16 protein-coding genes are annotated in these 23,144 nt (G+C 71.7%); 9 read left to right on the top strand and 7 right to left on the bottom strand.

What is annotated here, in order from left to right; all coding sequences use genetic code 11:
- Positions 1-8: 8 nt before the first annotated feature.
- The 5 genes from IIE03_RS11710 to IIE03_RS11690 form a co-directional block, all read right to left on the bottom strand.
- Complete coding sequence (locus IIE03_RS11710; protein WP_192862942.1) at positions 9-1,715, bottom strand: glycosyltransferase family 2 protein; 1,707 nt, start codon at positions 1,713-1,715, stop codon at positions 9-11.
- Positions 1,712-2,794: a glycosyltransferase family 4 protein gene (locus IIE03_RS11705; protein ID WP_192862941.1), complete on the bottom strand. Its 1,083-nt coding sequence runs from the start codon at positions 2,792-2,794 to the stop codon at positions 1,712-1,714. The genes IIE03_RS11710 and IIE03_RS11705 overlap by 4 nt, the downstream gene beginning before the upstream one ends.
- Complete coding sequence (locus IIE03_RS11700; RefSeq protein ID WP_192862940.1) at positions 2,791-4,260, bottom strand: polysaccharide pyruvyl transferase family protein; 1,470 nt, start codon at positions 4,258-4,260, stop codon at positions 2,791-2,793. The genes IIE03_RS11705 and IIE03_RS11700 overlap by 4 nt, the downstream gene beginning before the upstream one ends.
- A gap of 227 nt (positions 4,261-4,487) precedes the next feature.
- Positions 4,488-6,674 (bottom strand): acyltransferase family protein, encoded by a 2,187-nt coding sequence (locus tag IIE03_RS11695; RefSeq protein ID WP_192862939.1) that lies wholly within the window; start codon positions 6,672-6,674, stop codon positions 4,488-4,490.
- A gap of 106 nt (positions 6,675-6,780) precedes the next feature.
- Positions 6,781-7,902 (bottom strand): glycosyltransferase, encoded by a 1,122-nt coding sequence (locus tag IIE03_RS11690; RefSeq protein ID WP_192862938.1) that lies wholly within the window; start codon positions 7,900-7,902, stop codon positions 6,781-6,783.
- Positions 7,903-7,964: 62 nt separating this feature from the next.
- Here IIE03_RS11690 and IIE03_RS11685 point away from each other — a divergent pair, with 62 nt between their 5' ends.
- The 8 genes from IIE03_RS11685 (at position 7,965) to IIE03_RS11650 (ending at position 19,862) form a co-directional block, all read left to right on the top strand.
- A complete protein-coding gene (locus IIE03_RS11685; protein ID WP_192862937.1) occupies positions 7,965-9,077 on the top strand; it encodes a glycosyltransferase family 2 protein in 1,113 nt (370 codons plus the stop codon).
- Positions 9,074-10,288 carry a glycosyltransferase family 2 protein gene (locus IIE03_RS11680; protein ID WP_192862936.1) on the top strand — a complete coding sequence of 405 codons (1,215 nt, stop codon included), beginning with the start codon at positions 9,074-9,076 and terminating at the stop codon, positions 10,286-10,288. The genes IIE03_RS11685 and IIE03_RS11680 overlap by 4 nt, the downstream gene beginning before the upstream one ends.
- A gap of 182 nt (positions 10,289-10,470) precedes the next feature.
- Entirely contained in the window at positions 10,471-13,194 is a 2,724-nt protein-coding gene (locus IIE03_RS11675) for a glycosyltransferase family 8 protein (protein ID WP_192862935.1), read from the top strand.
- Between the two features lie 118 nt (positions 13,195-13,312).
- Positions 13,313-14,242 (top strand): ABC transporter permease, encoded by a 930-nt coding sequence (locus IIE03_RS11670; RefSeq protein WP_192862934.1) that lies wholly within the window; start codon positions 13,313-13,315, stop codon positions 14,240-14,242.
- A complete protein-coding gene (locus tag IIE03_RS26735; protein WP_192862933.1) occupies positions 14,235-15,833 on the top strand; it encodes an ABC transporter ATP-binding protein in 1,599 nt (532 codons plus the stop codon). The genes IIE03_RS11670 and IIE03_RS26735 overlap by 8 nt, the downstream gene beginning before the upstream one ends.
- Before the next feature lie 10 nt (positions 15,834-15,843).
- Entirely contained in the window at positions 15,844-16,893 is a 1,050-nt protein-coding gene (locus IIE03_RS11660; RefSeq protein ID WP_192862932.1) for a glycosyltransferase family 2 protein, read from the top strand.
- Positions 16,894-17,074: 181 nt separating this feature from the next.
- Positions 17,075-18,964, top strand: coding sequence for a polysaccharide pyruvyl transferase family protein (locus tag IIE03_RS11655; protein ID WP_192862931.1), 1,890 nt, complete (start codon positions 17,075-17,077; stop codon positions 18,962-18,964).
- Positions 18,965-18,977: 13 nt separating this feature from the next.
- Positions 18,978-19,862, top strand: coding sequence for a glycosyltransferase family 2 protein (locus tag IIE03_RS11650; protein WP_192862930.1), 885 nt, complete (start codon positions 18,978-18,980; stop codon positions 19,860-19,862).
- 26 nt (positions 19,863-19,888) lie between these two features.
- Here IIE03_RS11650 and cysC read toward each other — a convergent pair whose 3' ends face one another.
- Positions 19,889-21,118 carry an adenylyl-sulfate kinase gene (cysC, locus tag IIE03_RS11645; protein ID WP_192862929.1) on the bottom strand — a complete coding sequence of 410 codons (1,230 nt, stop codon included), beginning with the start codon at positions 21,116-21,118 and terminating at the stop codon, positions 19,889-19,891.
- On the bottom strand, positions 21,115-22,098 hold the full coding sequence (locus tag IIE03_RS11640) for a sulfite exporter TauE/SafE family protein (RefSeq protein WP_318842939.1): 984 nt from the start codon (positions 22,096-22,098) through the stop codon (positions 21,115-21,117). Before IIE03_RS11640 ends, cysC begins: the two co-directional genes overlap by 4 nt.
- Positions 22,099-22,259: 161 nt before the next feature.
- On the opposite strand from IIE03_RS11640, the gene IIE03_RS11635 reads away from it, so the two are divergent.
- Positions 22,260-23,141 carry a 3'(2'),5'-bisphosphate nucleotidase CysQ gene (locus IIE03_RS11635; protein WP_192862927.1) on the top strand — a complete coding sequence of 294 codons (882 nt, stop codon included), beginning with the start codon at positions 22,260-22,262 and terminating at the stop codon, positions 23,139-23,141.
- Positions 23,142-23,144: the final 3 nt, after the last annotated feature.

Below are 23,144 nucleotides of genomic sequence, written 5' to 3'. Positions count from 1 at the left end.
GAGCGTAGTCAGCGTTGCAGTATCCGGCGGCCGGCGCCGCGTGCTGCACGGATCATACGGCGGGCACCGTGGCGGATGTCCACTTGCCCGTTGCCGAGCACGCGCAGTACCCGCCGTGTTACAGACCCGTCGGCGAGCGTCGGTGTCACGTTGGTCTCGACCGTGCCCAGCGGGTCCTCGACCTGGAGACGGATCGACACCGGGCCGGAAGCGAGGTGCCGGAGGCTCGCCGACGCGGTGAGCGCCCCTGTCTCGGGGTCGAACGAGACCGTGTCGAACACGTGACGGTGGCCACCACGGACGGCGACGACGGCAGGCGGTCCGAGCTCGGGCCGGGTGCAGCGCGTCACGAGCACGGCACGACCGCCCTGCACGGCCAGGACCGGTTCCCGGAACCGCAGCAGCGGCTTGCGCAGCTCCTTCTCGATCTCGCTCGAGTCGCCGGACTTCACGGCCAGCGTGAGACGCTGGGCGGGTTCGGAGCTCCAGTGCCGCGACTCCGTGGGGAAGATCCTGCGAAACGTCACGGCGCTCTCGGCGAGCAGGGCGGCATCGTCCGGGTCGAACCTCCGGCGGCCGCCCAGGATCGGGCCGAAGACGTGCTCGTTCACGGTCTTGCGCAGCTCCGCGTCGGACAGCGACAGCGATCCGATGCTGGTGAGGTCGGCTCGGAAGAACCATGTCGGGTCAAGCTTGGACAAGTCCTCGGTGTGTTCCGCGAGTTCGGCGGCCAGGGACCAGTGTCCCGCAGCCGCGAGCCCGTACGCCCATCGCTGAGCCGGGCCGAGGTCGTCGAGCACGTCCTGGGGCAGCTCACTGATCTGTCGTGCAAGCATCTCGCGCGCCAGTTCCAGGCCGCCGGCGTCCGCGGTGCCGGTGTCGAGACCGTCGAGGAACTTGACCAGGTGCACCCAGCCGTCGGCCCGGGCGAACAGTCGTCCGTACTCGCGGTCGAGGGTTGCATCGCCCACCGAGGACACCAGCTCCCGGCACACGATCTCCTGCGACAGATAGCTCACGAAGCTGTCCAGCCCTGCGGACTGTGAGCTCATCGAACTGCTGCCGGGACGGTCGCGATAGAGGTACACGGTGTCCGGGACGACGGCGATCCGCTTCGCCGCGACGAGGGCCTTCGTCATGGGCACGATGTCGTTCGAGCGAGGAACGGTGGGGAAGTAGATGCCCTCGCGGAACCAGAAGTCGCGGCGGAAGACGCGGTTCCAGCAGGCTCGGTTGCAGATGAGCGAGGGCTGGTCGGCGAGCGTCACACCGGTGCGCGGCTCGTGGAACGCGGGCCACCGCCAGGTCGGGCGCCAGGTCCTGGTCGTGTAGAACTTCAGGAAACTGCCCGCCACCATGTCGGCGTTCCCTGCACGCGCAGCGTCGAGCATGCGCGGATAGGCTCCTCGCGGGACAAGGTCGTCGGCGTCGGCGAAGGCGAGGTACTCGCCCCGGGCGATCTCGGCCCCGTAGTTGCGCGCCTGTGCCCCGCCGACGCCAGGCGAGCGGACGGCCCGGACCTCGGGATGGCTGGCGGCGAACCCCGTGACGATGTCCCAGGTGTCGTCCGTCGAGCCGTCATCGACGACCACGACCTCCAGATCGGCGTCCTGGTCGTCCAGGATCGACGACAGGCACTCGCGCACCCAGGCGCCGACGTTGTAGGCGGGGACGACGACGGAGAGCACCGGCGACCCTGCGCTGGTCGTGGTCATGCCGCCTCCTTTGTCATGTCCATCGCGTCGATCAGCCGCAGGTAGTCCCGGGACATGTCGTAGGGCGTGTACGACCGTGCGAACGCCCGCGCCGTGGCCGAGGTCCAGCGCCCGGAGCGGATCGTACGTACGATCGCCGCGGCGAGCGCCTCCACCCTGTCGCTCTCGGTCCGGAAGGTAGTGAGCCAGGGCTGATCGGCGTAGACCTGGGCAAGCGGCGTGTCGTCCGGCATGATCACGGGTCGCCCGAAGCTCGCGGCAAGCATGGCGCTCCCGGAGTTCAGGACCCGGCGGTAGGGCAGCACGACGGCGTCGGAAGCACGTAGCCACAGGCCGAGTTCGTCGTCGGCGACGAACGAGTGCTGCCGCACGACGTCGACGTGGCGCGGCAGCGAGCTCTCGATCACCGCCAGGTCACTCGGCGACGTGCCGCCGGCGAGGAGCAGCACGAGTCCGGGCAGTTCGCTCGCTGCCACATCGGCCGCGGCGAAGAGCACGTCGAGCCCCTTGTACGGGCGCATCTGGCCGACGAACCCGACCGTCGGTGCGCCCTGGGGCACCCCGAGGGCGGTGCGTGCCTCGCTGGTGGTCCAGGTGTCCGGATAGATGCCGAGGTAGCTGGCGTGCCGAAGCGTGGTGACTTTCTCTGCGGGCAGCGTGTACGACATCGCCACGGCCTCCGCGGTACGGTCGTGCAGCTGGATGATTCGCGTGGCTCGCTCGGCGAGCGCGTCGCCGATGGCCTTCTCGATGGCGAGATAGCTGGTGTCGTGCGCGATCTCGTTGTGCACGGTCCACAGGAGCCGGCAGCCACGGTCCACCACCGCGTCGAGTGTCCGGGTGAACTGGTCGAGGCGCTCCCTGGCCGCCGTCTGGTCCTCTGCGCCTGCCGTCACGGGTGACGTCCAGTGCACGTGGACGACGTCGCCGGGCACGAGCTCGCGGACGCCGTCGGCGAGCTCGTCGACTTCCGTGGTGCCGGCGATCCGCCAGCCGTCCGCCTCAGCCGCCAGGTAGAGCATTGTCAAATAGGGATTCGCCCGCCAATGGGGGAAGGACAGGATGGTGCGGGTGCTCATGCGGCGGCGTTCTCCTCGTGCTGGACCGTGCCGTCCGACGTCACGATGATCGGCTCGCCGAGGGGCGGTATGTCGTGCGCAGTGGGCGCGGACAGCGCGAGCTGAGCGGTCGACGCGTGGCGGACAGGCAAGCGCAGGTCGCCGATACGGACCTCGACGTGCCACGAGTCCTCAACGAGCTCGGTGAGAGGCACCAGGACGTCGGTCACGACGTGCCACTGCCGGCGAGCCTGCCCGAACAGGAGCACGGGCCGGGCCACCACCTTGCTCGATCCGATGGCCGTGAGGATCACCTCGACATCGGCGTCGGCGACCGTCTCTGGTACCCGAGCGGCGACCGACAGGAGCGTGTGCCGGCCCGCCGGGCGGGCCGCATGCAGCATCGCGACGGGGGGCGCGCCCTCGAGCCGAGCGGCGGTCGCCACGAGCGCGGCATCGCGGCGCAAGGTCGTATCGATCAGATGGCGGGTCGCCGGGTCGAGTGGTTCGTCAAGGACGTCGGGCACCACCTGGGTGATCAGGTCGGCCGCGATAGGGACGAGTGCGGGTCCGTCGGGTCCGCCACTGATCACGGCGGTACGCAGCCGCGGCAGGTCTTCCTGGAGGAACGATGACCGGGCGGCGGCGCCTCCCGCGACGACGCGGTGGCGCCAGACGTCCTGCATCGTGTCCAGCTCGTAGCGCCGGACATGACTCCGATCCGTGTCGGGGAATCCCCACAGATCCCACGGGAACGCGTCTTCGAGTGCGTCGAGGTCGGCGTCCGGCCGCTCATGGCCCCCGAGGTGATGCGCTTCGGCGATATCTCTGGCGATCCGGGTCGTCGGACGCCCCGTACCGGCCAGGTAGTCGCGGTACTTGAAAGGGCCCTCGGTCTCGGAGGCGACGAACCGGGCGGGGACTCCGAGGGAGTCGGCGACAATCACCGCGTACAGCGAGGAACCCACGACGAACCGGCTACGGGCGATCGTCCGCAGGACGGTGTGCAGGGGCAGCCGCGGGTCGAGCACCGGGTGTTCCGCGTCCCGGTAGGCGTCCAGGTCGTTGTGGTTCGGAACGATGAGCGTGTCCGTCACGGGGGCGTGCGCCCATGAACTGAGCTCGGGGAGGAGGCGGGGAAGTAGGAGCGCCGGGTCACCGAAGACGGCCGGCACGTCGACCCCCAGATCGGTCAGCAGCCGAGCGGTCCACGGCCCACGTACGGCCCGCACGTCGACTCGCGGGTAGGCCTTTGGATAGGGGTGGAGTTGCTTGCCGGAAACCCCGGCGCCCCAGACGACGTCGGATCCTCCGGCCCGATGGAGGGTGGAGCCGACGGCGAAGAGCCGCCGTCGGGCCAACTTCGGCGGCCGGTCCTGCGGTCGCCGTCGCCAGAGCATGCGCTCGACGACCATCGGGCCCAGGAGGTCGCCGAAGTTGTCCACGAGACGTCGACCGCCGGTGCTGTCGTCTCGTAGCGAGTTCAACTGATAGACATCGACTCCCGCGACGTCTCTTACCGAGACGCTGAGGTCGCTCTCCTTCGCAGTACCCGGCACGTCCCTCGTTGCAGGGCTGCCGCCCGCGTGGCTGTCTACGATCGCGTTCACCAGGTCTGTCTCAATCTGGTTGATGGCGTGAATGACGGCACCCATTGTGCACCACGATCGTGCCCTCGACCGATCACCTGGGTCGGCGTTCCGGCGACCAACGGCTACTCGGCCGGAGTGGAGGTCGCATGGGGCACAGGACTCTCCGTCGGAACCGCGCCATCGATCGGAACGGCGCTCTCGATCGGTGCGGGCCGTTCTGTTGGGATGTATTCCGCGAGGCGGCTCAGCAGAACGTCTTCGAACGTGCGGATGTAGGTCATCGACAGGTGGTGCGAGTCCCGGTACGGGATGACGCTGCCGATGACCGCCGGGCAGGTGGTGTCGTCGCAGTAGAAGTCCAGTGTCTGAACCACGGGAACACCCATGAGCCCGGCGATGATCGCGAATCCGTCGGGATCGCTGGTCGCGGCCTCGCGGGAGGTGTCACAGGCGCCGTCGCGCAACTCCTGCTCGCTGGCCTCGATCACGCACTGCTCGCCCTGGTCGCCGATCCGGGGGTTGTCCTCCACGACAACGAGCCGAGTACCACGGGCCTGGAGCGCGCGCCAGTTCTCCATGGTCCGCTGTGGATTGTCGAGCCCGCTGAGTCCGCCGCGGCCCCCTGCGAAGATGACAGCATCGTACGGCTCGCCGGCAAAGAGGAGGTCCTCGCTCTGCTGGACGCGGTTCACGCAGTGCTCCGAAAGCTCCGGGTCGCCCGCCCGGAGCCGCCCCCAGACGCAGCCGTTGCTGGTCAGCGGTGTGATCTCCCAACCGTGGTCCTTCGCCGCGTCCCGGAGGACGGGGCTGAAGAGGGCGGCATGCGAGTTGCCGATCAGGGCGATGCGGATCGGCCCGTCACCGAAGGTGCAGGATTCGATGTAGGTTGCCCTGGCCTTGGTGTAGCAGCGGTATGCCTCCTCGGTGTCCGCCTTCAGCGCGCTGCGGTCCGGCACGATCGGTGTTGCCGCCAGCACGGTGTCACACGCGTCTCCGGTCACCATCGCGGCGTACCCGTAGCAGTCCCCGAGCGTTGCCTGGGCCGCGGCGGCCTCTTCCTCGAGCTGCTCGGCGGCGGCTTCCGCCGCGACGGTTCCCCGGTGCGCGAGAACGGCGACGGCGATCAGTGAGCCGAGGAGTGCGACGGTGATGAGCACCTTCGTCCAGGCGCCGTTCCATCCTCGAGCCACCGGTCGCTCGAACAGGTAGTGCCCCACGACGGCGAGGGCGATGGCCGCCGCGATCATGGCGAGGCCGACCGGCAGCGACGGCACCGCGTCCTCGCCGTACAGGTAGCGGTAGCCGATGAGGATCGGGAAGTGCCAGAGATAGATGCCGAACGCGACTCCGCCCAGCCAGGCGATCGCCCGGTTGGACAGCAGCCGGGTCGCCGCCCAGGGCACCTCGTTCTCCCGGGTGGACAGGAGCAGGAGCGTCGCGCAGGCGACCGGCCAGAGGGCAGCGACGCCGGGGAACACGCCCTCGACGGGCAGGACCATCCCGCAGGCCACCAGCCCCAGCACGCTCACCCAGGACGCCACGGCGGCGGTCCAGCCCCGCAGGGCGAGAGCGCCGCCCGCGAGGGCGAGCAGCCCGCCGACCGAGAACTCCCAGAAGCGCGTGAGCGACGAGAAGTACGCGAACGGCTGGTTCTCGGCGGTCTGGATGAGGTTCCACGTGAACGAGGCCCCGCCGACGGCCGCGATCAGCACCCCGAACGCCATCTTGAACCGCCGCTCGGTGCGCCCCCGGACGACGAGCAGCAGCGCGATCAGCGCCAGCACGAGCCAGGTGACGTAGAACTGCCCCTGCAGGGACATCGCCCAGAAGTGCTGGGCCGGCGTGTGCGGGTCGTGCTGGTTGAGGTAGTCGATCGCGTTGGCCGCCAGGAACCAGTTCTCGAAGTACAGCGCCGAGGCGAACACCTCGGCGTAGTTCCGTGCGCGCAGCGCCTCGGGCGCGATGGTCACGGTCATCGCCAGGACGGCGAGGAGGACGACGGCGCCCATCGGCCACACACGTCGAGCGATCCGGCCGAGGTAGGCGAAGGGGCGGATCCGCCCCTCCCGCCGCACGTGTCCCACCAGCGTCAGGGTGATGAGGAAGCCGGTGACGACGAAGAACACGTCCACGCCGCCCGATACCTTGTTGAACCAGATGTGGTAAACGGCGACGAGCAGCGCGGCCAGGGTCCGGAGACCTTCGATCTCCTGGCGCTTCTTCTTGGGGGAGGTGTGCGATGTGTCCGGCGCGCTGATCGAACCGCTCAGGCTCGTCGGCGCGATAGGTGCGGCGGCGGAGTAGGGCACGTGCGCGGAGTCTACCGTCGGGGCAGAGGGCTGCTGCCACATGTGACCAGCACTGGAGCTTCGTCGCGTAGCCGGCGGGATCCGGCTGCGGAACCGAGTCCGGCTGTCACGTCCTGCCGTTCCGATGCCGGAATTCGGCGGGGGCCTTGCCGGACCTCCCGGCGAGCATACGGTCGACGACATCGGCGAAATCCCGGGACATCCGCGAGGGGGTGAATTCTCTCGCGTGGTTCACGGCCGCCTCGCGCACGGCGGGATCGCGGAACCACGGGTCGGCCAGTTGCGTGGCGATCGAGCCCACGGGGTCCGCCGGGTTGAAGAACCTCACCCACTTCTCGCCGCCGAAGTCGTCAACGAGGTGCGGTTCGCCCGGCAGCACCACCGGCACGCCGTAGGTGGCGGCGAGGTGCATCGTGCCGGAGTTGAGGATCCTCTCGTACGGGAGCACCACGACGTCGGCCGCGGAGAACCAGGTCGCGACCTCGTCGTCGTCGATGAACCGGAGCGCGGACGTGACCGGCACGCCGTCGTCGGTGAGGGCGGCGACCCGGTCGGCGACGTCGCCGGACGGCTTGCCCGCGAGCAGCAGCCCCGTGTCGGAGCCGGCGTCGCGCGCGGCCCGCAGCGCGTCGAACAGGTGGCGCAGGCCCTTGTACGGGCGCAGGTGGCCGAAGAACAGCACGCCGACCGGCGCGGTGACGCCCAGTGCCGCGCGCGCCGCCGCCCGGTCGAGCCGGCGCCCGTAGACGCCGTGGTAGCTGGAGTGGGGCACGACCACGGTCCGCTCGGGCGGGATGCGGTAGTCGCCGGCCACCGCGGCGACGGTGGCCGGACGGAGCACGTGCACGACATCCGCGAGGTCGGCCAGTTCCTGATGCAGGCGCCGCGCGGCCGCGGCGTGGGACGTGTCGTGCGGAAGGGAGTTGTGCACCGTCCACAGCACCGGACGGCCGTGCCCCCTGGCGGTTCGCACCGCGTCGAGGAAGTCGTCGACGCGCCCCTCCGCGTCGTCGGCGTCCGTCGCCTGGTCCGTGATCGGACTGGGCCACTGCAGGTGCACCAGGCCGGTGGTCGCCGGATCGCGCAGGGCGCGGGCCGCGAGCTGGACGTTCGCCGTGCCGGTGACGGCGATGCCACGCGCGACCGCCTCGGCGTACAACATCTGCACGAACGGGTTCGACGTCCAGTAGGGGAACGTCTGGATGCGTCGCGTGGCGCGTCCTGGCATCGAATGACCTCAGAAGGTGCGCGTGTGCTTGAATGTGACCGCCACAGTCTACGGAAGGGCGCATGGTGCACGAACCCCAGGCCGACCTCGTCGGCGGCCCGAGGTCCGCGGGGCCGGCGCGGACCCCCCTCCTGTCGGTGGTCCTGGTGACGAAGGACGAAGACGACCGCGTGGCCGAGACCGTCTGGTCCGTGCTCCACCAGTCCCTGGCCGAGCTGGAGCTCGTCGCCGTCGATCGCGGATCCCTCGACGACACCCCGGCCATCCTGTCGGCGGCCGCCACCGACCCCCGGCTGCGCCGCGTCGACGCCGCGGGCGCGAGCCGTGGCGCGGCACGCGACCTCGGCGTGGCTCGCTCCCGCGGCACCTACGTCATGTTCGCCGACGCCGACGGCACGCTGCCCGAGCACGCCTGCGCCGCCGCCGTCGCGCGCGCCAGGGAGACCGGTGCCGAGATGGTCGTGGGGGGGCACGTGATGTTCGCACCGCGCCGCCTGACCGCGTCGGCCGCCCCGGCCGTCGGGCGCGGCCGCGCCGGCTGGAACCGCCTGGTCGACCGCGCCGCGTGGCATGCCGCCGGGCTGGCGTTCGCGCCGACCGAGCACGCCGACGACCTGCTCGTCACCCTGCGTGCCGATCTCACCCTGCGGCGGGAGGTCCTGGACGATCCGGTCCAGATCCGGCGGGCCCGCGTCGGCCGCGCGCCCGCGGAGCGGGCGGCCCTCGCGCGCGACTACGTCACCCAGGAGCTCGCGTGCCTCGCCGAGGTGCGACACCGGCGTTCGCCCGCGCTGCTCACCACGTACCTCGAGGGCGTCCTGGTTACCGACCTCTGGTCGCAGCTGCCCGCGCTGCTGGAACCGGACGCGTCCGCCGACGCGGAGCTGGACGCGGCCCGCGAGGCGGCCGTGCACCTGGTCCGGGCGGCTCCCGCCGCGGTGTGGCGCCACCTGCCCGCCGACCGGCTGCGCGTCTACACCCCGCTGCGCCACCGGCGGTGGGCGCGGGCGGCGGCTGTCTTCCGGCCGCGCCCCCGGCCCGGCACCCTCGCGGGCCGAGCGCGCGCGCGGGCCGAACGGACCGTCCTCGCGGCGGTCGGCGGGGCGGAAGCGCTGATGCGCGGCGCCGCGCGTACCGCACCGCCCGCCGGCCGGAACGGCGGTGCCGCGTCATGACGACTCCCGAACTGAGCGTCGTGGTCCCCACGCACGACGTCGCACCGTGGATCGGCGAGTGCCTGCGCAGCATCCTCGGCCAGGAGGGCCTGGGGCTGGAGATCGTCGTCGTCGACGACGGCTCGGCCGACGGCACGCCGGACGTCGTCGCCGCCATCGGCGACCCGCGCGTCCGCCTCGTCGCCGCGGAACGTCCCGGCGGCGGCCCGGCACGGAACCAGGGCGTCGCGCTCGCACGCGGCGAGTACCTCGCATTCGCCGACGGGGACGACGTCGTACCGCCCGGCGCGTACGCCGCCCTGCTGGCGTCGCTGCGCGGGAGCGGGTCGGACATGGCGGTCGGCAACTTCGTGCGGTTCCGCGACGGCGAGGAGCCGGTGGCCGGCGACGACGGCCCCGTGGGTCCCGCCGGCGACCGCCAGGCGGGCCGGGCCGCCGCGAGCCCCGCCGAGCCGGTCACGCGGCACGTGACCGAGGCGCGCACCGGCGTCACCGTCCGCGACGAGCCCGGTCTCGTGCGCAACCGCGCCTGCTGGAACCGCGTGTTCCGGCGCTCCTTCTGGGACGCCCAGCGGATCCGGTTCGAGGACTCCCGGCGGTCGAACGACATCGTCGCGATGGCCCGCGCGACCCTCGCGGCGCGCGCCGACCTGGTGCCCGACGTCGTGTACCGCTACCGCCAGCGCTTCGGCAACGGCTCGATGACCACGTTCGGCGCCACCCCCGAGGCGCAGCTCGTCTACCTGGAGCAGGAGCGGCTGTGCGCGCCGCTGCTGGCCCGAGCGGGCGAGCGGGTGCGCACCGTGTACTCCGGGATGCTGCTGCGCTCCTACCTGTGGAACGCCGTGCGCATCGTCCTCGAGGACCCGGGGTTCAGCGGTGCCCCGCAGGGCGATCCGGCTTCCCCGGGCCCGGCGCCGGGCGATCCGGTCGAGGAGGACGAGCTGCGCCGGCGCCTCGCGGAACCGCTGGCCGAGATCCTGTCGCTGCTCAGCTCCGACACCCTCGCGTCCCTGCCGCGCGCGCGCCGCCAGGTGTTCACCCACGCGGCCGCCGGGAGCTGGAACCAGGCACGCGAGGCCCTGCGCCGCGTCGTCTCCCCGACGGGAACGGATCGGGCGCTCGCGGCTGCGGAACGCACGGGGCGGCGGGTCGGCCGGGCCGCCGCCCGCGTCCTGGTCCGCGCCCGGCGCCTCGTCCTCACCCCGTGAACCTGCCCGAGACCCCGCCCCGTGAACATCTCGCCGAGAACGACGTCAGGTTCGATGAAGCCGTCCGCGATCATGCGCGATGCCGCGCCCGACGGCGTCCCGAGCCTGGATCATGATCCGAGAGCACGAGCCGGGCGCCGGTAGCATTTCACCCGCATTCCCTCCCACACGGAAAGACGAGCATGAGCGGATCCTTCTCGCAACGAATGCGCCGGGCGGCGGCGTCCGTCGCACGTCCCGCCCTGTCCCGCCTCTCCGGGACGGGGCCGGCGGAGAAGGTCAGGAGGCTGCGCCGGTACGTGCTCGCCTACGACCGGATCATCGCGATCCTCGGCGGGGAGACGAATCTGCACGCCGGGCGGCAGGCCGGCGTCGTGCCGCCGCTCACGCTGACGCGCGAGCAGGAGATGGAGAACCGCCGCCGCGCTCGCGCCACGGTCGCCAAGGCCGACCTGGCGCGTGCCCTGGAGCGCGGCCTGCCGCTGGAGGCCGCCGTCGTCGAGGGCGTGCGCGGGCTCATCGCGGCGCGCGACGACGTCTCGATGCGCAGTCTCAACCAGTCCCTCATGCGCGACGACGCGACGCGCGTCGCCGGCACGCTCGGCGAGGCGGTGGCCGCCGAGTACTACAGCTTCGACACCCTGGCCTGGACCCGGTTCGGCGAGGTCCCGCTGGAGACCGCGGCGAAGTGGGCCGCCCGGGAGTACGCCCGGGTCGCAGCGCGCAAGGACCCTGCGGCGCTGGACGCTCTCGCCGACGTCGTCCTCGCCCAGCCCGAGCTCGACGTCGCCGGTGCGCTCGGCGTGCTCGAGGCGACGCTCGCGACGCACCGCGGGAAGACCGCCGCGCGCCTGTACGAGCGGCTCGTCGCCGAGGCCCCGGAGGGCTCGGAGGCGGCCGGGCGCCTGGACTGGCTGGCCGAGTGGGTGCGGCGCGAGGTCGAGCCGGCCGAGCCCGCCACGGTCGCCGACGGCGCCGTGCCGTTCGCCGTCATGGGCTACCGCGCCGCTGACCGGAAGATGACCACCCAGAACATCGGCGACTACGTGCAGACCATCGCGGCGTCATCCCACCTGGTGCGGCGCACGGGCCTGACGTTCACCGGGCAGGAGGACCTGGTGCAGAGCTTTGCGCGGCTCGCCGCCCGCGTCCCGGCCGAGCACCGGGTCGACGGCGGCCCCGAGCGCGCCGTCCACCTGGTCGAGATGAACCGCGACGCCTCGGCCACCGACGCGATCCCCGAGAACACCTGGACCCTCGGGTTCGGCTGGTACATGAACTCGGCCTTCGGCCTGATCCCGGACTTCCCGTTCCACGCCAGCCTCCGGCCGATCCTCATCTCGTTCCACGTGAACCGGCTGGAGATGCTCACGCCCGAGGCCGTCGAGTACCTCAAGGCGCACGGGCCGGTCGGCTGCCGCGACTGGAACACGGTCTACCTCCTGCTCGCCGCGGGTGTCCCGGCGTTCTTCTCCGGCTGTCTGACGACCACCGTCAACGGGCTCTTCGAGCGCCGCCGGGCGGGCGCCGGCAAGCCGGCGGTCTACGTCGACACGCCCGGCCCGCGCGGTGCCGCCACCATCAAGCAGGAGTACGACGCCGTCCGCGACCGCACGCTGGCCGAGAACATCGACGAGGCCGTCCGGCTGCTGGAGGGCTACCAGACCGACTACTCGCGCATCATCACCTCTCGCCTGCACTGCTACCTGCCCACCTGGGCGATCGGGGCCGACGTCGAGTTCCGGCCCCGGCGCGCGGCCGACATCCGGTTCAACGGGCTGCTCGACGCGACCGAGGCGGACCGCCGCGCGATGCAGGAGCGCATCACCCGCCTCCTGGACGTCGCGTTCACCGAGATCCTCGCCGGGAAGAAGCCCGAGGAGGTGTACGCGGCGTGGGCCGAGGCGTGCGAGCCGGAGGTCGCCGAGGCCCGGCGCCGGCTCGCGGCGCCCGGCACGAACGACCCACTGCCCTTCGACCTGGACGACGTCGTCGCCCGGGTGCGGTCCCGCGAGCAGGTCCGGCCCGCGCTGGTGGAGCGCGCGGGCGCGCCCGTGCACGTGTCCATCGCCATGGACGGCAACCTCAAGGAGCAGGCGAAGGTGGTCGCGACCGCGCTGGCCGATCACGCCGAACGCCCCACCGTGCTGTACGTGCAGTGCCGCGACCACTCGCAGGAGGACATCGACGCGTTCAACGCGCTGTTCCCGGAGCTGGAGATCCACTGGCTGCCGTGCGACGGCATCGAGTACGGGGCCATCAGCGGCATGCTCTCCCACATCACCGTGGCCACGATGGACCGCCTGCTGCTGCCGTACCTGCTGCCGGACCTGGCCAAGGTGGTCTACCACGACATCGACGCCGTGCTGCTCACCGACATCGCCGAGCTCTACGACATCGAACTCGGTGACGCGCCACTCGCCGCGCGCGACGCCGCCGGCCGGTACTTTCTGTCGGGGTTCCGCAACACCTGGATCACGACGAAGCGGATGCCGGGCGGGGCCGCGGTCGCGAACGAGTTCCTGCGGCGGATGTCCGCCCACCAGACGTACGACTACGTCGCGTTCAACGCCGGGATCATGGTGCTCAACCTGGACCGGATGCGCGCCGATGGCTTCGCCGAGAACTATCTCCCGTGGGCCGGCATGTACGGGCTCAACGACCAGCAGCTCCTGAACGTCTACGCCGGTAACACGCGCGTCGTGATGGACCCGGCGTGGAACGCGTTCCCGGCGCAGGAGGACGTGCGGGACCCGAAGCTGATCCACTGGGCCGGGCACCGCAAGCCGTGGAGCGCGGAGTACTCCACGTGCCAGGAGTACTGGCTGGCGGCGGAGGATCGGCTCGCCGAACGAGTCGCTGCCGCGTCCGGAGCCGACGCCGGTCGTGCCGTCGAGGGGCACTGACCGACCCGCCGGAGCGTTGTCCCCCTGACCCTGACCCGCCTCGCGCGTCGTTAGACTGAGGCCCGATCAAGACCCCGGCGTGCCCGGATGCCGCGGCACCAAGGAGAACGAGGAGTCCGTGACCGTCACCGAGAATCGAGCGGCGGTACCCCAGCCGCTGTCTTCGGCCGAGGCGAGGGCGCTCGCCCAGCAGCACGGCCTCGAGGAGGCCGGGGTCCGCCCCCGCATGGGGACCTATCTGAAGCAGCTCTGGGCGCGTCGCGACTTCATTCGCGTGTTCTCCACGTCCAAGGCGTATGCGAAGCACCAGGGGTCGTACCTGGGGCAGATGTGGGCCGCCCTGAACCCGACGCTGAACGCGATCATCTACACGGTGATCTTCGGGTTCATCCTGGGAACCAGTCGCGGACTGGACAACGTCGTCGCGTTCATCGTGATCGGCGTGTTCGTCTTCCGTCTCATCGACAACGCGATCAGCACCGGGGCGCGTGCCATCGATGGCAACATGCAGCTTGTCCGGTCGCTGCGGTTCCCGCGCGCGGTGCTGCCGCTGGCGACCGTCCTGACGAGCTTGACGTTGTTCGTTCCGACCGTCGTCGTGATGTGCCTCTTTACGTTCGGTGCGGGCTTCATCCCCTTGGAAACGCTGAACCCGGTGCCGTTGAACTGGCACTGGCTGGAGATCCTCCCCGCGGTTGCCCTGGTCACCGTGCTCAACACCGGCATCAGCCTGTTCATGGCGCGGTATGCGTACGGCAAGCCTGACCTGCTGCAGGTGCTTCCGTTCGTCACGCGCCTGCTCATGTACGGCTCCGGTGTGCTCTTCTCGATCGAACACTACGTGAGCGAGCCCACCTGGCTTCGTGTGGCTCTGGAGCACCAGCCCGTCGCCATCTATCTGGAGCTCTTCCGCATGATCATGATGAACGAGCCGTCGATCCCCTACGACCCTTGGATCTGGGCGTGGGCAGGTGGATGGGCTCTGCTTGTACTGGTGAGCGGCCTCGTCTACTTCTGGGCAGCCGAGGAAAGGTACGGGCGTGACTGACAACGTCGCCAGGGGCACCTCGAACGGGAAGTTCGAGGAGATCGACTTCGAGATCGACGCCGAGGACTTGCCTGACCGCGCGGTGCGAACCGAACTCGGTGCGCCGTCGGTCATCGTGGACGATGTTCATGTCACGTATCGGGTGTTCGGCGGCAGGCCCGTCTCCGGGACCAACAGGTCGCTGTTCAACCGGATCGTCGGGCGTGCCCGCCAGAGCGTGGGCGCCATCACCGAGGTGCGTGCGGTGCGCGGCGTGTCCTTCGTGGCGCGGCACGGCGAGGCCATCGGCATCGTCGGCACGAACGGGTCCGGCAAGTCCACGCTGCTGCGCGCCGTCGCGGGCCTCCACCCGCCCACGAAGGGGCGGGTGTACCTCTCCGGCGAGCCGTCCCTGCTGGGCGTCAACGCGGCGCTGCTGAAGGATCTCTCCGGCGAGCGGAATATCACCATCGGCGGTCTCGCGCTGGGCATGTCCGAGGCCGAGGCCCGGGCGAAGATCCCCGAGATCGTGGACTTCGCCGATCTCGGCGACTTCGTCTACCTTCCGATGAACGCCTACTCCTCCGGCATGGCCGCGCGGTTGCGCTTCGCGATCTCCACGATCGTCACGCCGGACATCCTCATGGTCGACGAGGCGCTGGCCACGGGCGACGCCGCCTTCCGGAAGAAGAGCAAGGAACGCATCGAGAAGATCCGCGAGGAGGCCGGCACGGTCTTCCTCGTCAGCCACTCGATCGCCTCGGTGCGCGCCATGTGCACCCGTGTGATCTGGCTCGACCAGGGCCAGGTCCGCATGGACGGCGACGTCGACACGGTGTGCGACGAGTACCAGAAGTTCATCAAGGGCAAGGGCGGCAAGGCGACGGCCGGCGGGAAGATCGGCCCCGGGGGCCGCCGCAAGGGCGCCGGCAAGGGCCGCGGCGCCGGCAAGGGCAGGCCGAACGGCGGCAAGCGGCCGGCGAAGGTGGCGGGGCAGCACAAGCAGCTCCCGCGGCCGGCGGAGACCGGCCACCCGGCGACCGGCTCGCTGCGCAGGGTGACCCAGGAGGACCTGCGCCCGGCCACCGGCTCCCTGCGCCAGGTCTCCCGGGACGACGTTCGTCCCGCCACGGGGTCGCTGCGCAAGGTCTCCCCGGACGCCTCCCGTCCGGCCACCGGGTCCCCGCGCCGGATCTCCCCGGACACCGCACGCCCCGCCACCGGGGCGCTGCGCAGGGTGACGGAGGACGACGCTCGCCCCTCGACCGGTACGCTGCGGCGGCTCACCTGGGAGGACGTGCGATCCGACCGCTCGGGGGGCGGCTACCAGGATCGCTCGGGAGGCGGCGACGACCCGCTGGCGGCGCCGGAGACGCGTCCCGTCATGGGACCGGCCGAACCCGCCGTTCCCCGTGTGCCGCGCTGGCCCTCGTCGACCTCGGACACCGGGTTTCCGGAGCTGCCCCGGGTGCGCGCGGACGCCGAGTCGCACCGCTCCCGCCGGTCGTGGGTGGGCCAGCGCAGGCCGCAGAGCACCGAGCCCGCGCCGGACACGGAGACGATTCCCGTTGTCAAGGTGACCGACCCGCGCGATCGTGCCGACGAGGGCTAGCATGTCCCGCATGTCTGATGCGTCCGGCGTTTCCGGGACTGTGCCCGAACCCCCCGGAACCACGCCCGCGGAGCCCGGGAAGCTGCCCGGCGTCTCCGTCTTCCTCACGGTCCGCAACGAGGAACGGGACCTGGCCGAAGCGGTCGGGCGGATCCTCGAGCAGGACTACGCCGGGCCGTTCGAGGTGGTGCTCGCCGTCGGACCGAGCACCGACCGCACCGCCGAGATCGCGGAGAAGCTCAGCGCCGAGGAGCCGCGGCTGACGGTCGTCGAGAACCCAGCCGGGTGGACGCCCGCCGGCCTCAACGCGGCGATCCGCGCCGCCCGGCACGACCTGCTCGTGCGCGTGGACGGCCACAGCCATATCGCGTCCGACTACGTGTCGCGGGTCGTGCGGGTCCTGCTCTCGTCGGGCGCGGCGAACGTCGGCGGGATCATGGTCCCCGAGGGGCGCACCGCGTTCGAGAAGGCGGTCGCCGTGGCGATGAGCTCACCGCTCGGCATCGGCTCCGCCCCGTTCCACACCGGCGGCCGGGCCGGGCCCGCCGACTCCGTGTACCTCGGCGCGTTCCGCCGGGACGCCCTGGAGGCGGTCGGGCTGTACGACGAGGCGTACCTGCGTGCCCAGGACTGGGAGCTGAACTACCGGCTCCGGCAGGCGGGGCATGCCGTCTGGTTCGATCCGGCGCTCCGCGTCGGGTACCGGCCACGCGGCAGCTGGCGCCAGCTCGCCACGCAGTTCTTCCGGTCCGGGCGCTGGCGCAACCACGTGATGCGCCAGTACCCCGACACCGCGAGCCTGCGGTACCTCGCCCCTCCGGCCGCGGTGTGCGGCATCGCGGCGGGCGTCGCGGCCGGCGTCGTCGGCGCGCTCACCGTGCCGTGGCTGCTGTGGGGTCTGGTGATCCCCGGCGGCTACGTGCTCGGCGTGACCGCCGGCTCGCTTCGCGAGGGCCGCGAGCTGCCGCCCCGCTCCCGAGCGCTGCTCCCCGGCGTCCTCGCGGTGATGCACATGTCCTGGGGCGCGGGCTTCCTCCGCGGCCCGGAACGCCATTCCTGATCCGGACCGAGGGCCGGCGCCGGAGATCGCGCGAGCGGGCGCCGCCCTCCGAGGGGCACCGCTGCTCGCGCGACGTCTTCCGGCGCGATCTCCCCGTTCTCCGTTACTCTCGGGGGCGAACGCCCCGAGACGGCCCGGCCACCCCTACCGCGTACCCCGCGGTGAGCCCACGGAAAGTTGTATGACGACCGATACCACGACGCCCGACCAGAACATCGCGGTCGAGAGCGAGACGACGACGGAGACCGAGTTGGCCGAGCACCGTGCCGAGGCGCCGCGCAACGACGTGATCGTCTGCTCGTTCTACACGGCGGACGACTACTACCGCGGACACGGCGAGCGCCTCCGCGCCGTGCTGGACCGCCTGGGCGTCGCGCACGAGCTGCGCGAGATCGAGATCCCCGAAGGGCTCGACTGGGCGGACGTGACGCGCCGGAAGGTGCCCTTCCTGGCCGAGGTGTGCGAGAAGCACCCGGACAAGAAGGTGTACTGGATCGACGTCGACTGCTCGCTGTCGTCGTTCCCGCCGCTGATCGCGGACTTCTCCGCCGACATCATCGGCTTCCAGCGCGGGTTCTCGTCGCCGCTGTCGATCGGGTACGCGAACCGCACGCGGTTCTGGGAGCCGGCCTTCTGGGGCGTCAACACGAGCCCGGCCGCGCGCCGCTTCGTGGCCGACGCCGCCGCGGCGGAGGCCGCGGGCCGGGGCATCAAGGCGACCGACGACTACTTCTTCGAGGAGTCCTGGCGCAAGAACGCCGAGTCGCTGTCGTTCCAGATCATCCCGTCCGTCGCGGTGTTCTCCAAGGCGAAGCCGGAGATCACGGACGTGACGCCGTTCTTCTCGTTCGGTTCGAGCGGCAACGTCGAGGAGTTCAAGGGCAAGGTCGTGCAGCACGGCCGCGCGGGCCTGCCCGGCGGGTCGGCGTCGGCGGGCGTGCCGATGCGACGTCGCGTGCTCGACGTGCTGAAGAAGGTGGAGCGCAAGCTCCCGGGGGACGCGCGCAACTCGCTGCGCCTCGTGGCGGACCGCGTGGGCGTGACCCATGTGCTGACGCACGGCCTCAAGGAGGGCTTCAGCGGCTCCGGCCGCCGCATCCGTATCGCGAACCGTCTCGTCCGCGAGGGCCAGGCGGGCCGCGCCGACAAGGTCGCCGAGCTGTGGTCGCGGCTGGAGCGGATGGGCCCCGTCGACGACGCCGAGCGTGACGCCAAGCGAGCCGCCGACACGTTCGTGCACTTCCGCACCACCGGCGAGGGCACACCCATTCCGCTGGCCTGGTGGCCGCGGCCGTACCCGGGCAACTTCGGCGACTGGCTGTCGCCGCTGGTCCTCGCGCACTACAGCGGCCGCCCGCTGCGCTTCCTGGAGCCCGCCGCGCCGGTGAGCCGTCCGCACATCCTGTCGGTCGGATCGATCGGCCGGTTCGTCAAGCCGAAGTCGGTCGTCGTGGGCACGGGCATCTCCAGCGACGACATCTCGCTCGAGCCGAAGGCCACCTACGTGTCGCTGCGCGGCCCGATCACCGCGGAGCGCGTCCGGGAGTCCGGCGGCCCGGAGGTCACGTCGTTCGGCGATCCGGGCCTGTTGCTGTCCCGGATCTACCCGCACGAGCGTGGCGAGACCAACGGGCGCGTCGCGCTGGTGCGCCACTTCACGCATGCGAACCTCCCGGTGGTGCTGCCGGAGGGCTGGGACGAGCTGTCCGTCCTCATGTCGTCGCCCGAGGACATCGAGACGTTCACGGCGCACCTCGTCGGGTACGACGCCGTCGTCACCAGCGCCATGCACGTGATGATCGCCTGCCATTCCTACGGGATCCCGTGCGCCCTCGTCGTGTTCGAGGGCATGGAGGGCACCGTGCACGGCAACGGCGTGAAGTACCGCGACTACTCGCTGGGCGCCGGCCTGAGCCGCACGTTCGAGCCGGTCAGCGTGCCGCTCGACCTGAACGCCGCCGACCTGCCGGAACTGGTCGTCACCGAGCGTGTGAGCGAGGCGAAGCTCGACGAGGTGGCCGCCGCGGTGCGCACCGCGGTCGACACGTGGGCCGCGCGGGCCGCGCGCTGATCCGGTCGACACCATGACCGAGGAATCGCTGCCCGGCACGCCGGCGCCGTCGTCGTCCGGTCCTCCCTTGGAGCCGGTGAGCGGCACGCCGGCGCCGTCGTCGTCCGGCATCCCCGCGTCCGACGACGGCGCCGCGGGCCCGCTGCTCACGATCGCCTACTCGTCGCTCGCCGAGCGAGCAGGCGACGTCGTCTGGCCCGAACGCTCCGACGACCTCGACCTGCTGCTGTGCGTCCAGGGCGACCTCCCCGAGGGGTTCGTGCCGCCGGAGGGCGTGCGCCTCGTGCGCGTCCCTGGGCGCGGCGTCGCCAAGAGCCGCAATGCGTCGCTGCGCCACGCGCGCGGCCGCTACCTGCTGTTCTGCGACGACGACGTGCGCGTCGACCTGGACGGCGTATGCCGCGGCGTCGAGCACCTGCGCGCCACCGGCAAGGCGATCGCCCTGGGCCGGGGCATGGGGGCCGACGGCGAGCTGCGGAAGCGCTACGCCGCCGAGGTCACCCCGCTGACGCTGTTCAACTCCGCGAAGGCCGCCACCTACGAGATGCTCGTCGACGTCGACCGGCTGCGCGCGCACGACGTCTGGTTCGACGAACGCTTCGGCGCCGGCGCGGAGCTGTACCTGGGCGACGAGTACATCCTCATCGCGGACCTCCTGCGCGCGGGCCTCGCGGGCGACGCCGTCCCGTTCGTCTACGGCATCCACCCGGTGGAGAGCTCTGGCTCCCGCTGGGGCGGCCGCGACGCCCACGCCCGCGCGGTCGTGTTCAACCGGATCTTCGGCTGGCAGGCTCCGCCGATCCGCCTGGCCTTCGCCGTGCGGTCCCGCGACAAGCTGGGCGGCTGGGGAGCGGTGGCCCGCTTCGCCCTGAACGGCACCCGCCCCCCGGCCGCCTGAGCGGAGCCCGGGTCGATCTCGTCCGGTCAGATCGCGGCGCGGACCCGGGTGACCGCGTCCTCGACCGAGACCTCGCTCGTGTCGATCGTCAGGTCGGCGTCGTCGGGGGTCTCGTAGGGAGAGCTGATGCCCGTGAAATCGGGGATCTCGCCCGCCCTGGCCTTGGCGTACAGGCCTTTGCGGTCGCGGGCCTCGCAGACCTCCAGCGGCGTGCTGATGTGCACCAGCAGGAAGCGCGCCCCCGTGGCCTCGGCCAGGGCGCGGACCTTCGCCCGGCTCGCGGCGAACGGCGCGATGGGCGCTGCGACGGCGATCCCGCCGTGCTTCGCGACGAGCGAGGCGACGTACCCGATCCGCTCCACGTTGGTCTCCCGCGACTCGCGGTCGAAGCCGAGCCCCTTGGACAGGTGGTGCCGCACGGCGTCGCCGTCGAGCAGGGTGGTTTCCAGCCCGTCGTCGTCCAGTTCGGCGGCCAGGGCCCGTGCGACCGTCGACTTGCCCGAGCCCGACAGGCCGGTGAAGAACACCACCGTGCCCCGGCTGTGACCGGCCGCGGCGGCACGCTCCACCTCGCGTGCGGACGCCGCGGGGTAGAGAGCGGCGACAGCGCGCGCATGGGCGTCCGGCAGGGCCGCCAGGGCGGCACGCGCCTCCGGCGAGCGCTCGTCGGCGGGCACGAGCAGGCGTTCCGCGCCATAGGCCGTGGCGATGTCCGACGGGGCGGGCGCCATGTCAGCCGGCGCGGTGGGGCCACCCGACGACGCTCCGCCCGCCCGCGCTGCCGAACCGTGCGGGTACGGCACGACGACGACCCGGGGGTTCCCCGTCTCGGCGGCGAGCGCCAGTGCCGCCCGCGTGAGCCCCGCGGCGCCGACCGTCCCCGGAGCGGTGTGCCGCGACGCTGGTACGAGGAGCAGCAGTTCGCCGGTCTCCGCCGCGCGGGCGACCGCCGCGACGTCCTCGGCCGTCGGGGCCTCGGCCAGCCAGACCGCCGTCGTCCCCGGTGCGACGTCGGCGCTCACGTCCCGGGCGGGGACACGCAGGCGCTCGTCCCATTGCGGTCCCAGCGCGGCGGCGATCGGCTTCACGGGTGACACGGAGCCGTCGTCGCCCACCTCGGCGAGCGGCGTGTTCTCGGTGTCCGTGAGCGTGACGGGGCCTTCGGCGAAGGGCAGGCGAGGGACCGCCCCGCCGAGGGCGAGCTCGAGGAGGTCGAGCTCGTCGTCGGTCAGGACGTGGGCGGGGGAGCTGGTCATGTGCGGCGACTCGATTCGTCGGTGCGGGCGGGATCATCCGGGGAGGACTGCGCTGCGGGCGACGCCTCGGCGGGCACGGGTGCGGCGGAGGCGGGTGCGCCGAAGCGTCGCTTCACCCAGATCCATACCAGGTTCCCGCCGACCAGTGCAGCACCGGCCGCGGCGATGACAACCCAGAGGGGAGCGCCGAGCAGCTTGAGCGCGGACGCGAGGAGCAGGATGGCCAGGGCGCGGCGGATGATGCCGCCCGGCGCGCGGCTCGAGACGTGCGCGCCGAACCAGGCGCCGGGGATCGCGCCGATCAGGAGCGAGACGGTCAGACCCAGGGAGAAGTCCCCGTACAGGAGGTGACCCAGGGAAGCCGCGGCCACCAGGGGGACGGCCTGGACGAGGTCCGTCCCCACGATCTGGGAGGCCTTGAGCGCGGGGTACATCATCAGCAGGATCACGATGACGATCGACCCGGCGCCCACCGAGGTGAGGCCGACCATGAGGCCGGCGACGGCGCCGAGCAGCACAGTCGGCAGCGGGCGCACCACGAGCTGGGGTGCGCTCGGCTCGACGGGGCCCTCGCCGAAGGCGGAACGGGCGCGGACCATCTGCAGGACGGCGCGGACGACGAGCCCGATCGACGCGAGCAGCAGCGCCACGCCCAGGATGGACTTCAGGACGGCGTCGAGCTGGTCGCCGAACGGGATGACCTTGATGAGCAGGGCACCGGAGAACGCGGCCGGGACGGAGCCGAGGCACAGCCAGCCCACGAGCGGCAGGTTCACGGTGCGGCGGCGCAGGTGCACGATCGCCCCGGCCGGCTTCATGAGGAGGCTGGCCACGACGTCGGATGAGACCGCCGTGAGCGGGTCCACCCGGAACACGAAGATCAGCATCGGCGTCATCAGCGCTCCACCGCCCATACCGGTGAGGCCGACGACGAAGCCGACGACCAGACCGCCCAGGATGAGGGGAAGGTCGATGTCCACGCTTTTCCTATCTTTCCGGCCGGATATCTCGATCATCAGTCTGCCATCAGCGGCACCGATCGTCGAATGGTAGCCTCGGCGCGACCTCGGGGTTTCACCCGCTCGCCCTCCGCGTCGGGCTCCGGGGTGTCCCCGCGCTCCCGGATGCCGGCTGGAGACTGATGAACTCGCCCTCACCCCGCCTTCCCACGGGCTCGCTCGACGACACCGCCCTGGCGCGAGCCCTGGCCGACGGAGCCGCGGAGGTGCTGCTCGGACTCCGGGCCGACGTCGACGCCGCGGGCGGCGCCTTCGAGCAGAAGGCGTTCAAGAACGCGGGCGACGCCGCCGCCCAGGACTGGCTGGCGCGCGCTCTCACCGCCGCCCGGCCGGACGACGCCGTGCTGTCCGAGGAGGCGAAGGACGATGCGTCGCGCACGAGTGCAGATCGTGTGTGGATCATCGACCCGCTCGACGGCACGCGGGAGTTCGCCGAGCGGCACACCGGCGCCGACGGCCCGGAGGGCGAATGGCGCGACGACTTCGCCGTGCACGTGGCGCTCTGGGAGCGGGGCGCCGGCCTGACCGTCGGCGCCGTGGGCCTCCCGGGCCGCGGCACGACCTTGACCACGGCGGACACCACTCCCGGCGGCCCTGCCGACCCGGACGCCGTGCTGCGCGGTGACCGTCCGCTCCGCATCGCGGCCAGTCGCAGCCGCCCTCCGGAGTTCGTGGCGACGCTTGCCGAGCGGGACGACGTCGAACTCGTGCCGATGGGTTCGGCCGGGGTCAAGGTGATCTCCGTCGCAGGGGGTACCGTTGACGCCTACGTCCACGGCGGCGGGCAGTACGAGTGGGACTCGGCGGCACCGGTCGCGGTGGCGCAGGCTCGCGGGCTCGTGTGCACCCGTCTCGACGGGTCGCCGCTCGAGTACAACCGGGAGAGTCCCTGGCTCCCCGACCTGTTCGTGTGTCACCCGGCACTCGCGGTGCGGCTTCGCGAGCTGCTCGATTCCGTCGGGGTCGAATCCGTCGTCGCGTCGATCAGCAAGGAAGGTGCTTGAGGA

Origin of the sequence: Myceligenerans pegani (assembly GCF_014892515.1) — a bacterium.
In the GTDB taxonomy this organism is placed as follows: domain Bacteria; phylum Actinomycetota; class Actinomycetes; order Actinomycetales; family Cellulomonadaceae; genus Myceligenerans; species Myceligenerans pegani.
Note: the sequence above shows the minus strand (reverse complement) of the source record. Positions and strands in the feature narration are given on the sequence as shown.